The 14,541-nt window shown below is 70.3% G+C and carries 11 protein-coding genes and 1 pseudogene; 5 read left to right on the top strand and 7 right to left on the bottom strand.

The features are described 5' to 3' along the window. Both ACODT0_RS10085 and ACODT0_RS10090 read right to left on the bottom strand, forming a co-directional pair. On the bottom strand, positions 1-564 hold the full coding sequence (locus ACODT0_RS10085; RefSeq protein ID WP_057591841.1) for a hypothetical protein: 564 nt from the start codon (positions 562-564) through the stop codon (positions 1-3). Next, positions 561-2,030: a carotenoid oxygenase family protein gene (locus ACODT0_RS10090; protein ID WP_489041168.1), complete on the bottom strand. Its 1,470-nt coding sequence runs from the start codon at positions 2,028-2,030 to the stop codon at positions 561-563. The genes ACODT0_RS10085 and ACODT0_RS10090 overlap by 4 nt, the downstream gene beginning before the upstream one ends. A gap of 131 nt (positions 2,031-2,161) precedes the next feature. On the opposite strand from ACODT0_RS10090, the gene ACODT0_RS10095 reads away from it, so the two are divergent. Next, a complete protein-coding gene (locus tag ACODT0_RS10095; protein ID WP_489041169.1) occupies positions 2,162-2,866 on the top strand; it encodes a TetR/AcrR family transcriptional regulator in 705 nt (234 codons plus the stop codon). Between the two features lie 10 nt (positions 2,867-2,876). Here ACODT0_RS10095 and ACODT0_RS10100 read toward each other — a convergent pair whose 3' ends face one another. The 5 genes from ACODT0_RS10100 to ACODT0_RS10120 are packed head-to-tail and all read right to left on the bottom strand — an operon-like array spanning position 2,877 to position 8,501. Beyond that, positions 2,877-3,623 carry a GNAT family N-acetyltransferase gene (locus tag ACODT0_RS10100; RefSeq protein WP_489041170.1) on the bottom strand — a complete coding sequence of 249 codons (747 nt, stop codon included), beginning with the start codon at positions 3,621-3,623 and terminating at the stop codon, positions 2,877-2,879. Beyond that, complete coding sequence (locus ACODT0_RS10105) at positions 3,620-4,900, bottom strand: biosynthetic peptidoglycan transglycosylase (protein WP_489041171.1); 1,281 nt, start codon at positions 4,898-4,900, stop codon at positions 3,620-3,622. The genes ACODT0_RS10100 and ACODT0_RS10105 overlap by 4 nt, the downstream gene beginning before the upstream one ends. Positions 4,901-4,905: 5 nt before the next feature. Beyond that, positions 4,906-5,472 (bottom strand): hypothetical protein, encoded by a 567-nt coding sequence (locus ACODT0_RS10110; RefSeq protein ID WP_057591838.1) that lies wholly within the window; start codon positions 5,470-5,472, stop codon positions 4,906-4,908. Positions 5,473-5,476: 4 nt separating this feature from the next. Then, the gene (gene xrtQ / locus ACODT0_RS10115) at positions 5,477-6,412 is read right to left on the bottom strand and encodes an exosortase Q (RefSeq protein WP_489041172.1); all 936 of its coding nucleotides are present in this window, start codon (positions 6,410-6,412) and stop codon (positions 5,477-5,479) included. Positions 6,413-6,428: 16 nt separating this feature from the next. Further along, positions 6,429-8,501: a VIT and vWA domain-containing protein gene (locus tag ACODT0_RS10120; protein WP_489041173.1), complete on the bottom strand. Its 2,073-nt coding sequence runs from the start codon at positions 8,499-8,501 to the stop codon at positions 6,429-6,431. A 187-nt stretch (positions 8,502-8,688) separates the two neighbouring features. Here ACODT0_RS10120 and creD point away from each other — a divergent pair, with 187 nt between their 5' ends. From creD to ACODT0_RS10140, 4 genes and pseudogenes are all read left to right on the top strand, one after another. Then, entirely contained in the window at positions 8,689-10,137 is a 1,449-nt protein-coding gene (gene creD / locus ACODT0_RS10125) for a cell envelope integrity protein CreD (RefSeq protein WP_489041174.1), read from the top strand. A 341-nt stretch (positions 10,138-10,478) separates the two neighbouring features. Further along, positions 10,479-11,450: pseudogene (locus ACODT0_RS10130) on the top strand (glycoside hydrolase family 3 N-terminal domain-containing protein). A gap of 13 nt (positions 11,451-11,463) precedes the next feature. Further along, complete coding sequence (locus tag ACODT0_RS10135; protein ID WP_479671199.1) at positions 11,464-13,848, top strand: penicillin-binding protein 1A; 2,385 nt, start codon at positions 11,464-11,466, stop codon at positions 13,846-13,848. An 80-nt stretch (positions 13,849-13,928) separates the two neighbouring features. Further along, positions 13,929-14,540, top strand: a complete 612-nt coding sequence (locus ACODT0_RS10140; protein ID WP_057591832.1) for a hypothetical protein — start codon at positions 13,929-13,931, stop codon at positions 14,538-14,540. Position 14,541: the final 1 nt, after the last annotated feature.

Genomic DNA, 14,541 nt, shown 5'->3' on the forward strand with positions numbered 1-14,541 from the left:
TCAGCCTCCGGCCGCGGCCTCGAAGCGCGCGCGCATGTGCTCGGGGTACCACTGCGTGAAGCGGATCGCGCCGACGATGGCCGCGACCGTGACCGCGATGCCCACCCACAGCGGCAGCGAGGGCACGTAGACCATCGCCACGTCGGCCAGCACCATCAGCGCGAAGGCCACGGCCCAGGCGGCGGTGATGACCATGTTGATCAGCTTGAAACCCGGCAGCACCCAGATCTCGGGGGGCGTCTGCTCCTTCGCGTACTGCAGGGTGAAGGGCTGGCCGATGGCCATCGAGGCCAGCACCACCAGCAGCAGTCCCGCGTCGACGCGCAGCCGCACGCCGAGCAGCGACCATTCGGTGTGGGTGGCGAGCGCGAACACGGCCAGGCCGCCGAACAGCAGCACGGTGCCGATCTCGAGCACCTTGACCGTGCGCTTGGGCGTGAGCCAGTCGCGCAGCAGCAGCACCGCCGACAGCGCCGCCGCGGCCGAGAGCGCTGGCACCACGCCGAGCAGGCGGTCGCACAGCGCGAAGACGATGAAGGGCGCGAAGGCCAGCAGCATGCTCATGACGACGCTCCGAAGCGGACGGTGGGTTGGGCGTCGGCCAGCGCGCCGGCGCCGGGCACGCTGCCCGCGGCATCGAACCAGTTGCCATGGAAGCCCGCGGGCACGCGGTGCGGCAGCGCGGCGGTGCACAGCGGGCCGTTGGCCACGGCGCGCGCATCGAAGACGGCGAGCTCGCTGGTGTTGGTGGCGCCGCGCCAGATCGTGGCGAGCAGCCAGCCATCGCCTTCCTCGGCCTGCGCCGAGCGCGGCACGAACACGGCCTCCGACATCGTGTCGGGAACGGGCAGCTTGTAGATGCCGCGCTCGCCGTTGGCATGGTCGACGTGCGCGAGGCCCGCGAAGTTGCGCCGCGCCTCGGCCGGTCCCTCGTCCTCGCGCAGCACGTACCAGCCGTGGCGGTAGGGCAGGCCGGCGAAGCGCTCGTCGATGCGCGGGAATTCGCCGGGGCGCGGATCGAGCACGGTGCGCGTGAACTCGCGCGCCGGGTTCGCGAGCTCGAACTGCCAGCGCACCAGGCGCGCGGGCGGATCGCCCGCGCCGATCGGCGAGCCGTCGGGCCGCGGGAACAGCGGCGGGGTGTCGAACTGCATCACGTCGGCGTACAGGCTGCCGTCGGCCTCCCAGGCATTCATCACATGGAACACGTAGCAGGCCGGGCCGCGCCACCAGACGATGTCGGCGCTGCCGCCACCGCGCGGCATCAGGCCGACGCGGGTGCCGAACTCGGGCTCCCAGGCATAGGGCGGGCGGCCCTGCTGCGCGCGCTCGAGGCTGGCGGTGATCGGCATGATCGGGAACATCACGTGGCCCTCGGTCACCATGAAGTCGTGGACCATGCTGGCATAGGGCGCCTCGAAGCTCTCGAAGCGCGTGACGCGGCCGTCGGCCGCGATGCTGCCGAAGCTCATGCCCGCCGACAGCGGCGCGGGCGTGCCGTAGCCGAAGAACAGCAGCTCGCCGGTGCGCGGATCGGTCTTGGGATGGGCCGTGAAGCTGCCGTGCAGGCGGCCGTCGAGGTCGGTGGCGCCGAGCGTGTCGAGCCCGGGCAGCGTCATCGCGATCGGCAGGTGCGCTTCCTCGAGCGCGAGCATGCGGCCGGCATGGCCGATCACGTTGGTGTTGCCGGTCCCGTCGTCCTCGCGCTTGGGTGCCTCGCCCTCGGTGCTCTGGAAGCCGACGCGGCGCCGTTCCTGCCCTTCAACCGTGGCCTGCCAGCGCTGGGTGCGCACCCAGCGGTTGCGGTAATGCACCGCGCCGTCGGCGACGTGGAAGGCATGCAGCATGCCGTCGCCGGCGAACCAGTGGGCGCGCGGGTCGGGCGCCACCGGGTTCGGGCCGTTGCGCACCAGCGTGCCGCGCAGGCCGGCGGGCAGCGTGCCCTGGAGCGGCAGCGGGCCGACGTCGGTCTCGAAGTCGATCGGGCCCAGGTTGGAAGGCGGGGCGCTGCGGGTGACGGCATCGTTCATCGGGGTTCCTTCGGATCGTCGGCCGGGGCCGGTGTAGGGGTGGAAAAGCTGGGAGGGCTTATCTTTCCAGTGGAAATATCGTCGAGCCATCCGGTGAAGTCAAGACATTTTTCCAGTGGTAAGATTTTTGGATGCCTGCTGCTTCCCGTTCGCGCCGTTCCCGTTCCACGGAATCGGCCACCGCCGAATCTTCGCCAGCCGCGCCGGCCCGTCGCTACCACCACGGCGCCCTGCCCGATGCCTTGCTGGCCGCGGCCGAGACCGTGCTGCGGCGCGACGGCATCGCCGGGCTCGGCCTGCGCGCGATCGCGCGCGAAGCGGGCGTGTCGCACACAGCGCCCAAGCACCACTTCGGCGACACCACCGGCCTGTTGAGTTCGCTCGCCGCCGTGGGGTTCCATCGCCTGGCCGACGCGATGCGCACCTCGGCGCCCGAGGGTGCCGACGCCAGCGCGCGGCGCAACGCGATCGGCCGCGCCTACGTGCATTTCGCGCACGGGAACCCGGCGCTGTTCGGGCTGATGTTCCGCACCGAGAAGATCGACATGCTGCATCCCGTGCTGGGCGCCGCGGCCGCCGAGGCGATGCGCGTGATGGCCTCGATCATCGGCGGCGCGCCGCGGCTGCCCGACAGCCCGCCCACCTCGCTGAGCAATGCCGAAGCCATGCAGATGACCTCGGCCTGGGGCTATGTGCACGGGCTCGCGGTGCTGCTGATCGATCACCGGCTGCGCGGCATCCTCAAGCTCGCGCCGGGCTTCGACGATCCGCTGGCGCTGGTCGACGCGGCGCTGGACGAGGTGCGTTTCGGGCTGGAGCTCGAGCCGCGCGACTGAGCCTGCCGCTTCAGGTCGAAGGCTGCCAGTAGCGGTACTGCCAGCGTGTCTCGAAACCGGCGCGCCGGTACAACGCCAGCGCGGGATCGTTCTGCGCCTCGACCTGCAGGAACACTTTGTCGAACCCTCGCTCGAGCGCCACCCGCGCCAGCCCCGCGAGCACGCGCCCGGCCAGGCCGCGGCCGCGCTGGGCGGCGTCGGTGCGCATGCCGTGCACGCTGGCCCAGCCATGGCCGAAGGCCATCGCGCCCGCGGCCACGGTGCGGCCGCCCTCGCGCACGCTCGCATAGAGCGAACCCTGGGCACGCGCCAGCACGCGCACGCGGTGGGCGCCGTCCACGGGATCGAAACCCTCGCCGAGGAACAGCGCCGCCCAGGCCTCGTCGGGCGCGGTGTCGACCTCGGCCGGCAGCGCGCCGGCCGGTGCCACGGCCTGCATCCGGCGCAAGGTGGTGGTCTGCACCAGCGTGGGCCTGGCGCCGCGATAGCGCCGGGCTTCGAGCTCGGCGCGCAGGCCGTCGAAGCAGGCGAGATCGGCCAGCCGCAACATGGGCGGAAGCCCCTGCGCGGCATAGCGCTGCTCGATCCGCTCGAGCGTGCCTTCGGCCGCCGGCGCATGGCGCAGCGGCACGGCCGAGCGGGCACGCGAGACCGTGCCGTGGTCGAAGGGCAGCAGCCAGCCCTCGATGTCGCCGAGCGCATCGGGCGACACGGCCGCGACCGTGGCACGCTCGATCGCTTCGACCTCGGCGCTCATGGATTGGGCTCCGGCGGCGCGAACTTCGCACTGGCCACGCTCTTGAGCAATGCCTCGCGCTGGTTGCGGCTGATGCCGCGCACGCCTTCGGCCACCCACTTCACGCGGTCGGGATCGATGGCGCCGTCGCGTCGCCACTGCTCGAGCACCGCCTGTGGCTTGTGCAGCATGGCCGCGAGCCAGACCGCCTGTGCGGGCTCAAGGCTGCGCGCGCTGCGCTTGAAATAGCGCTTGGCCGCGGCTTCCGCGCCGCAGAGGTTGCCGCCCCAGGGCGCGTTGTCGAGGTAGAGCTGCAGAATGCGCGCCTTGCCCAGCGTCTGCTCCATCTCGACCGCGTAGAGCAGCTCGCGCAGCTTGCGTTCGGCCGTGCGTTCGCTGCCGGTCGCCAGCAGCTTCGCGAGCTGCTGCGTGAGCGTGCTGCCGCCGCGCTTCTGCGCGCCTTCCTTCTGGTTGTTGTCGATCGAGGCCAGGATCTCGGTCAGGTCGTAGCCGGCGTGGGTGAAGAAGCGCTGGTCCTCCGCGGCGATGACCGCGCGCGCGAGCCAGCTGTCGTTGGTCAGCCTGGCCGAGGGGCCGCAGCTGGTGCGCGCGCCCAGCATGGCCTCGGTGCCCAGGCCTTCGACCGTGAACTGGCTGATGGTGGGCAGCACCGAGAAGGTGGCTTCGGGCAGCACGACGTGGCCGCGCAGCGCCAGCGTGCCGCCGATGCGCGCGCGCTGCAGCTCGGGCAGGCCGGGCACCAGCACCGCGTACCAGCGCGCGATCGGCGCGTCCTGGATGTCGACGCTGAGCTGCAGGTTCTTCGGCGCCAGGCGGCCTTCCCACTTGCCGTGCAGCGTGGCGGCGGGATCGCCCGCGGGCGATCCCTGCGGCGTGGCGCCGAGCGTGCCGTTGAGCGTGTTGCCGTCGCGGCGCACCGTGGCCACCAGCTGCTGCACGCGGATCGGCTGCGCGCCCAGCGCCGGCAGCTCGACGCTGCATGGCGCGCAATGCAGCTCGAGCAGTTCGTCGGCCGCCTTCCAGGCGAAGCGCACGGTGCCGTGGCCGGTGTCGAGCGAGCGGCCGTCGAGCCAGGGCGCGAACCAGGGCGAGGTGGCGATGCGCACCGCGGTCGGCACGCCAGTCTCGAAGGCGAACGGGCCGGCCTTCACCGTGGTGCGCCATTCGCCGGGCGCGGGGGCCAGCGCCAGCTTGACGATCAGGAAGATCGCCACGCCGGCCGTGATCACCAGGGCCAGCAGGCCGAAGAGGAAGAATCGAAGGGTCTTTTTCAGCAACGGGTTCACATCGGTCTCGCCACGGTGACGGCTTGCCACGGTCCGTTCGACCGGCCGCTGGCTGCCGCCCAGTACCAGGCTGAAGTGTCGGTGAAAGCGGCGCCATCGGCGTCGACGATGCGCTCGCAGACGCGTAACTTTTGCCCACCGTGCCGTTGCGCAACAAAACAGCGCCACAAATTCGGCTCGCCGGCCTGCACCTGGTGCTCCAGCCGCTCCTGCGCGATGCGGTAGCCGAGCGCGCGGTAGCAGTCGGCCGCCGGATGCAGCATGCGCGTGGGCTGGCGCACCTCGCGCATCACCAGGGTCTGGCGGCCGTCGGTCATGCGGCCGATGGCGCCCGGAAAGCGGTCGGCGAAGCGCTGCTCCACCTCGCTGAGCGCGAGCGGACGCAGCGCGGCGCCCTCCCATTCGCGCGGCCATTCGATCGTGGCCGCCACCGGCTCGGCTTCCCTCGGCGTGCGCAGCGCGGCGGCGGTCGACCACAGGATGCACAGCAGCATGGCGGCGGCGAACAGCGTCTTGTGGCCCATGCGGTTGATGAAATGGTTCGCGAACAAGCGCTCGAACATGCGCTCAATGGGCAGTGTCGACACGGCGGCCTCCCTGGGTGGTGATCAGGCCCGGAACGGGCCGCATGACGAAGTCGAGGCCCGCGCGGCTTCGCTCGCGCGCCATCAGCCGCGCGATGGCACTGCACACCAGCGCCAGCACCGCCAGGCCCAGCGCGTTGTGCGCCCACGGCGCCAGCGGATGGCCGGCGCCCTCGCAGGCGATCAGCACGCTGTTGCGCACGATGTTGCCGGCCAGCACCGCGAGGCCGACCAGCGGCAGCCGGGCCAGGAAGCCACGGTCGGCGCGCCGCGCCCACAGCGCGACGGCGCAGGCCGTGAAGTAGCCGAGCCAGACCATCTGCACGCCCGAGCACGGCGCGTCGACGATCACCATCCGGCCATCGATCAGCAGGGTGCTGCCTTCGCGCACCACCTCGAAGCCCGGAGCCAGCAGCCAGCGGCTGGCCTCGGCCGTCACCACGCGCAGCGGATAGCCGGCGTAGAACTGCAGCGAGGACAGCAGCGGCAGCGCCAGCACCGCGAGACCCGCGACCGGCACGGCCGCCACGCGGCGCGGCAGGAAGGCCATGAGGCCCGCCGCCAGCGACAGCACCGCCAGCAAACCGGCCGCGAGCGGCGGCAGCGCGGGCAGACCACCGAGGCCGGTGCGCAGCACGGTCGCCGCGAGCGTGCCGGTGCCGGCCAATGCGAGCCAGCCCAGCCGCGGCGCGGCACGCAACTCGCCGCGGCATTGCCAGGCCAATGCCGCGAGCGCGACCAGCGCCAGCAGCCCGAGCGGATCGTCCGACCCGTCGACCATGCGCCGCAGCATCCAGGCCCAGGTGGGCGCGAGCGCGGCGAACTGCAGGGCCAGCCAGCCGGCGGCCGGAAAACGGTCGATGCGGATGCCCCAATCCACGACGCGTGGATGGCGATGGGCCAGCGTAGCCAGTGACATGGTGTCGTGCCCCCGCTCAAGCCGTGAAGCGGCGCGCATCGTGGCGGCGCGCGCGGCGGCGCAGCATCGCCAGCACCGAGAGCACGACCGCGATCGCGCCCAGCGTCTCGGGCTCGGGGGTGCTCGGCACCTCGGCGCCGAGCGCGCCGCCGTCCACCGCGCTGTCGCTCACGCCCTGTGGCATCGGCAGCGGCTGGTTCACGCTGGCGCTGTCCTGCGGCGCGGCATTGCGCACCACCTTGTCGACCGCGATGAAGCTGGTGTACTGGGTCAGCAGGCTGTACTTGAGGCCGAGCTCGGTGATGCGGTCCTTGAAGGCGGCGCTGCCTTCGAGCGCTTCCTGGTCGCTGAGGCTCTGGATGCGATGGCGCGCCCACAGCGTGCGCAGCGCAGCCGTGTCCTGGCGCGTGCGCGCATCGATGCGCACTTCCTGGCGGTATGGGCCCTCGGCACCCTGGCCCTCGACGATCACGCGTCCCCGCGCTTCACCGCGCCACTTGCCGAACACGATCACCGGACGTTCGCCCAGCACATCAGGCAGCGCCTGCGGCTCCACGTCGTACACGTCGAGCCCGCCGAAGGTGGCCTTCACGCTGGTCAGCACCGGCGACTCGACCATGCGGCGAAAGCGCGCGGCCTGCTCGGGCGCCTGCACCGGGTCGGTGATGATGAAGGGCTCGCCCATGCCGGCGCGCGCGATGCCTTCCATCAGGCTGCGGTTGACCGAGGAGCCGATGCCGAAGGCGAACACGTTGGCCTTCGAGAGGTTGTTGCGCACCAGTTCGAAGGCCTCGCGCTCCACCGTCACGTAGCCATCGGTCACTACCACCACGGTGCGCGAGACCTTCTCGTCCTTCGGTTCCGCATACACGCGCTTCAGTGCCGGGATCAACTCGGTGCTGCCGCTGCCGTTGAAGTTCTTGATGGTGGCCAGCGCCTGTTCGATGTTGGCGCGGGTCGCGGGCACCGAGGCCGGCGACAGCATCCTGTTGCTGCCCGAGAACAGCAGCACGTTGAAGGTGTCGCTGGGACGCAGGCCGCCGATCAGGCGCTCGAGCACCACCTTCGCGGTGTCGAGCGGGAAGCCATGCATCGAGCCCGAGATGTCGACCACGAAGATGTAGTCGCGCGGCGAGATGGCGCTGGCGGCCACGGCCTTGGGCGGCTCGACCATCGCGAGGAAGAAGTTCTCGGCGTTCTCGCCCTGGCCCTTGTAGAGCATCAGCCCCGATTCGATCTTCTCGCCCGCGAGCCGGTAGTCGAGCACGAAGTCGCGGTTGTCCGCCGGGCGGCCGTCGGCCGCCAGCACGATCTCGGCATGGCGGTCCTCGTCGCTCTTCTTCACCTCGATGGCATGCGTCGCCGAGCGGATCTCCTTCAGGCCCATCGGCGTGTCGATGCTGGCCTTGAGCTGGAAGGCGGTGCCGGCCGCCACGCCCGCGCGCAGCGTGGGCTGGCCGACCCAGGGCGCCTGCGCATTCGAGGACTGTGGGCTGTTGTAGCGCGGGCCCACCACGGTGGGGAACACGAAGGCGTAGTTGCCTGACTGCGGCACCAGCAGCTCGCTGTAGCGCAGTTCCACCTTCACGTCGTCGCCCGGCAGGATGTTGGCGACGTTCATCTGGAACACGTTCGGCAGGTGCTGCTCGAGCAGCGCGGCGGTCTTGCCCTCGCGCTTGGCGGTGTCGTATTCGATCTTCGCCTGCTGCTTCTCGCGGATCTGCGCGGTGATCAGGCGGTCGGCCAGGCGCACGTTGAGGCCGCTCACGGCCGCCTGGGTCGAGCCCGGAAACACGTACCTGGCCTCGATGGGGCGCTGGCCCTCGTTGCGGTAGGTCTGGGTCACCGTCACGTCGGCGATCACGCCCGAAATCTTGACCGAGACCTCGGTGCCCTTGAGCGGCAGCCGGTCGATCGAGGGGTCGTCGCTCTTCACGAAGAAATAGGGGCTCTCGGTCTTCAGGCGCGGCGCGGCAGCTTCCTGCGCATGCACGGGATTCAGGCTCAGCGCGACGAAGCCCGCCATCGCGAGGCTCAGTGTCGCCAGCCAGAGCCAGCGGCCGGGTCGATGGGCTAGGGGGGTGTGCATGTCGGGTCCTCTTGTCGGTTGTCGGATGGCCCGCACTGTCGCCAGCCCGCGAGAAGGCAATGGGAAGGCTTCTTGAAGTCCGCCGCGTTGTGTGAAGTCTGCGTGAAGTCGCCGCGCCGCCCCGCTTCACACGGGCTTCGGATCGCGCGGCGAGCATCCGGTCCGTCGTCAACGAGGAGAGAAAAACATGCTGCAACTTCTGAAGGATTCGATGCTGGCCAAGGTGGGAGGGCTGCTGCTCCTGGTGCTGCTGCTGTGCATTCCGCTGGCCGAGATCGACCGCATCAACAACGAGCGCGGCGACAGCCAGCGCGAGGCCGCCGCCGAGCTGGCCGCCACCTACGCGGGCCCGCAGACCGTGGTCGGTCCGCTGCTGCTGGTGCCCTATGTCGAGCGCTGGATGGAGCCGCTGCGCGACGCGCAGGGCAAGGTGATCGGCCAGGAGGCGCGCAGCAAGGAGATGGCGCACGTGGTCTTCCCCGACAAGCTGCACATCGAGGGCTCGATGACGCCGCAGCAGCGCTACCGCGGCATCTTCAAGATCCCGTTCTACACGCTCGACGCCACCCTGTCGGGCGGCTTCGCGGCCTTCGACCCCGAGGCGGTCGCGCACAGCGAGCCCGATTCGAAGATCGAATTCAAGACGCCGCTCGTGGCCTTCAACGTGAGCGATCTGCGCGGCCTCGACGGATCGCCCGCGCTGACGGTGAACGGCGCCGAACTGCGGCTGCGCCAGCGCGTGCCCGGCCTGCCCGACGATTCCTGGTTCGCCAACGGCATCCACGCACCGCTCGGTGCCGCGGCGCTGGCCGCCTGGCAGACGCGCGCACCCTTGCCCTTCGAGATGAAGCTGTCGCTGGTCGGCCAGGACACCCTGTCGATGGTGCCGATCGCCGAGGAAACCAGCGCGCACCTGAAGTCGCCCTGGGCCCATCCGAGCTTCGGCGGCCGCTTCCTCGCGGCCCAGCGCGAGGTCACGCCGCAGGGCTTCGATGCGCACTGGCGCGTGTCCTCGCTCGTGAGCTCGGCGCGCGAACAGGTGCGCGCCGACCTCGCGGGCCGCGGCGAGGTGGCGGCGGCCTCGGCCAACGGCAACGTGCGCGCCGGCCCGCAGCCCTTCCATCCGCAGAGCTTCGACGTCTCGCTCGCGCAGCCGATCAATGTCTATTCGATGAGCACCCGCGCGGGCAAGTACGGCGCGCTCTTCATCGGCCTGGTGCTGATGGCGGCCTTCATGTTCGAGCTGTTCCGCAAGCTGCGGCTGCATCCGGTGCAGTACGGCCTGGTGGGCCTGTCGATCGCGATCTTCTTCCTGCTGCTGCTCGCGCTCTCGGAGAAGCTGGCCTTCTGGCTCGCCTATGCGGGCGCGGCCGGCGCGAGCGTGCTGCTGCTGGGCATCTACTTCTCCGCCGTGCTCGGCAGCTGGAAGCGCGGCGCCGGTTTCGCGGCCTTCGTCGCGGTGCTGTACGGTGCGCTCTATGGACTGCTGGCCTCCGAGAGCAATGCGCTGCTGCTCGGTGCGCTGCTGATCTTCGGCATGCTCTCGGCGCTGATGCTGATGACGCGCAAGGTCGACTGGTATGCGCTGTCGCGCCGGCCCGAGGCCGCGCCGGCGGCCCTCGTCGATCCCACATGAAAGCGCTGCGCGTCGCGCTCGGTGCCCTGGGCTGGCTGGCACTCGCCTTCCTCTGCTTCTGGGCCTGGCACCTGAAGGATCCGCACCTGCGCTTCATGCGCTCCTGGGAAGTACCGCTGCTGCTCGCGCTCGCGGGCAGCGGCGTGGCGATCGTCTGGCGCTTCGCGCGCCGTTCGCTGCGCCCGATGCTGCTCGGGCTGCTGTGCGCGGTGATGCTCTGCAGCGGAGCCGACGAGCTCTCGAGCCGCCAGCGCCGCGCGGAAGTGCTCGCCGCATCGGACGCGCAGGCACGCAGGCTCGGCGCGCACTTCATCGTCGGCTACGAGAACGCCGAGATGCCGATGCTGCGCGAGCTCGCGCGCCACGGCACGATCGGCGGCATCTTCGTGACCGGCCGCAACGTCAAGGGCCGCGGCGCGACGCAGCTGCGCGAGGAGATCTCGAGCCTTCAAGACTTGCGCACGGAAGCCGGCCTGCCGCCGCTGATCGTCGCGACCGACCAGGAAGGCGGCGCCGTGTCGCGGCTCTCGCCGCTGATCGAACGCCAGCCTTCGCTCGCCACCCTGATCGATGCCGACGTGCCCGAGAACGAACTCGCGCAACGCGCCCGTGCCTATGGCGAGCAGCAGGGCAGGGCGCTCGCCGCGCTGGGCATCACGCTCAACTTCAGCCCCGTGGTCGACCTGCGCACCGGCCGCGCGCCGGGCCGCTGGGACCTGCACACCCGCATCGACGAACGCGCGATCTCGGCCGACCCGGCCCTCGTCGCCGAGGTGGCGCGGGCCTACGAGCAGGGCCTCGAAGCGGCCGGCGTGCAAGGCACGCTCAAGCACTTTCCGGGACTGGCCGGCGTGGCCGAGGACACGCACCACGAAGCCGGCTTCCTGCGCACACCCACGGCCCGACTTGCAACACATGACTGGAAACCGTTTCAAGAGGTGTCGGCTTCGACACAAGCGGCTGTCATGCTCGCCCATGTGACCGTTCCATAACTCCACCCCGACCATCCGGCATCGTTCTCGCGCAAAATCGTGCAGTCCGTGATTCGCGGCGCGTGGGGGCACGACGGCCTGCTCGTCACCGACGATCTCACGATGGGTGCAGCCTACGACCGGGGCCTGTGCAACGCCACGGTGCGTGCGCTGAACGCCGGCGTGGACCTGCTGCTGGTCGCCTACGACCACGACAAGTACTTCGACGCGATGCACTGCGCGCGGCAGGCCGAACGCCGCGGCGCCATCGACGCCGCCATGCTGGCCGCGAGCGCATCGCGGCTGGCCCGGAACCCGCGCCTGCGCGGACTCTCTCAATAGCAGGACCTCCCTCATGTTCAATCCCTTCAAGCCCCGCTCACCCGACGCCCCCGAACCACCGCGCTGGCAGCGCATCGCCGTCTGGAGCGCCATCGTCGCCGGCTCGGGCGTGCTGGTGCTCGCGGTCGCGGGCGCCGTCGCCATCGCCCTGATCTCGCCGCGCCTGCCCGACAGCTCCGAACTCGCCGACTACCGGCCCAAGCAACCGCTGCGCGTGTTCTCGTCCGACGGCGAGCTGCTCGGCGAATTCGGCGAGGAGCGCCGCAACCTCACGCCCTTCGCGGCGATCCCCAAGGTCATGAAGGACGCGGTGCTCGCCGTCGAGGACGCGCGCTTCTACGACCACGGCGGCGTCGATTACAAGGGCTTCCTGCGCGCGGCGGTGGCCAGCCTCAAGGGCGGACGCAAGCAGGGCGCCTCCACCATCACGATGCAGGTGGCGCGCAACGTCTACCTGAGCTCCGAGCGCACGCTGAGCCGCAAGGCCTACGAGATCCTGCTGTCGCTGCGGCTCGAGCAGCAGTTGAGCAAGGACCAGATCCTCGAGATCTACATGAACCAGATCTACCTCGGCAACCGTGCCTACGGTTTCGCCGCGGCATCGGATGCCTACTTCGGCAAGCCGCTGGCCAACATCACGATCGCCGAGGCCGCGATGCTCGCGGGCCTGCCGAAGGCACCGGGCACCAACAACCCGGTGGCCAATCCGCGCCGCGCCCGCGCGCGCCAGCTCTACGTGATCGACCGCATGCAGGAGACCGGCTTCATCACCGCCGAGCAGGCGGCCGAGGCCAAGAAGGAAGAACTGCACCTGCGCGATGCCGCCGACCCGAACCGGCTGCATGCCGAATTCGTGGCCGAGACGGTGCGCCAGATGATGCATTCGCAGTACGGCGACAGCATCTACACCAGCGGCATGAAGGTCTACACCTCGCTGGTGGCGGCCGACCAGTCGGCGGCCTACCGCTCGCTGCGCCGCGGCATCATGGACTACGAGCGCCGCCAGCCCTACCGCGGTCCCGAGAAGTTCGTCGACCTGCCCGACGATCCGAAGGAAGTCGACGAGGCGGTCGACGACGCGCTGGCCGAGCATCCCGACAACGGCGACGTGATCGCGGCCGTGGTGCTCGATGCCTCGTCCAAGCAGGTCAGCGCGGTGCGCGCGAACGGCGAGGCGATCGAGATCAGCGGCGAAGGCCTGCGCCCCGCGCAGTCGGGCCTGGCGGCCAAGGCGCAGCCCAACATCAAGATCCGCCGCGGCGCGGTGATCCGCGTGGCGCGCACGGCCAAGAACAGCTGGGAGATCACGCAGCTGCCCGAGGTCGAGGGCGCCTTCATCGGCATGGACCCGCGCACCGGCGCGATCAAGGCGCTGGTCGGCGGCTTCGACTACAGCAAGAACAAGTTCAACCACGTGACGCAGGCCTGGCGCCAGCCCGGTTCGAGCTTCAAGCCCTTCATCTACTCGGCCGCGCTCGAGAAGGGCTTCACGCCCGCCACCGTGGTGAACGACGCGCCGCTGTACTTCGAGCCCGGCGCCAACGGCGGCCAGCCCTGGGAACCGAAGAACTTCGACGGCGGCTTCGAAGGCCCGATGCCGCTGCGCACCGCGCTGATGAAATCGAAGAACCTGGTGACGATCCGCGTGCTGCAGTCGATCGGCACCGACTACGCACAGGACTGGATCACGCGCTTCGGCTTCGACAAGGACAAGCATCCGGCCAACCTGCCGATGGCGCTCGGCGCGGGCTCGGTCACGCCGCTGCAGATGGCCGCGGGCTATTCGGTGTTCGCCAACGGCGGTTACCGCGTCAATCCCTACCTCGTGACGCGCGTGACCGATGCCAAGGACAAGGTCCTGATGGAAACCGAGCCGCCGGCGCTCGACGAAAGCAACCGCGCGATCCCCGCGCGCAACGCCTACCTGATGGACTCGCTGCTGCAGAGCGTGGTGCGCAACGGCACCGGCTTCAAGGCCTACCAGGCGCTCAAGCGCGACGACCTGTTCGGCAAGACCGGCACCACCAACGATTCCTTCGACACCTGGTTCGCGGGCTTCCAGCCCACCATGGTCGGCGTGACCTGGATCGGCTACGACACGCCGCGCCAGCTCGGCGTGCGCGGCGAGACCGGTGGCAGCCTGAGCCTGCCGATCTGGACCGGCTACATGCAGACCGCGCTGCGCGGCGTGCCGGTGGCGCAGTTGCCCGAGCCGCCCGGCCTGGTGCACGTGGACGGCGAACTCTACTTCGACGACTACGCGCCGGGCCGCGGCGTCGCGAGCCTGGGCCTCGAGCCCGAGGTGGCGCCGCAGCCGGTCGAGGTGCTGACCGGCGTGCCGATCGGCGCGCCGCCGCAGCCCGAGGAGCGCAACCGCATCCTGGACTTCTTCCGCTAGGACGGCGGGCGACAGGGGCCGCGCCGGGGTCTCTACACTCGGCGCACTCCCTTCCTTCCCGTTCGCCCGTTCCCAAGTCCATGGAAATCCTCACCCTGGTGGCACTGATCGCCATCGGCGCCTACTTCCTCAAGTCCCACGACCAGCGCCGGCGCATCGCGCTGCTGGCGCGCCACCTGGGCAACTACCAGATCGAGAAGCTGATGGAGAACCTCACCGAGGGCTACCTGCGCTGCCTCGGCGAGGACGATCCCGAGCGGCGCCAGCAGATCTGGGGCGTGCTCGACGCGACCGAGGCACGGCTCGCGGCCCAGTTCTCCAATTTCGCGGCCGAGTTCGCGCGCGTCGATGCCGCGCAGGCGCGCGTGAGCACCTCGCCGCTGGCGACCCTGCCCTATGCGCACCTGCTGTTTCCGCGCGAGACCTTCGACCTGCGCGCGGCCTTCGCGATCCATGCGCGCGGCATCAACGAGGTGATGCACAACCGCGCCGGCCGCAGTCCCAAGGACAAGGCCTACATGCTCTCGGCCGAACTGTTCCTGATGCAGCACACCTGCCACTGGTTCTGCAAGTCGAAGATGGTGGCCTCGGCGCGCATGCTGGCGCGCCACAAGACCCCGTACGAACAGCTGATCGCCTCGGTCAGCGAAGGCACGCGCCGCGACTACCTCGCGCTGATCGGGCGCCAGTAGC

This window comes from Variovorax sp. FG153, from assembly GCF_057809595.1.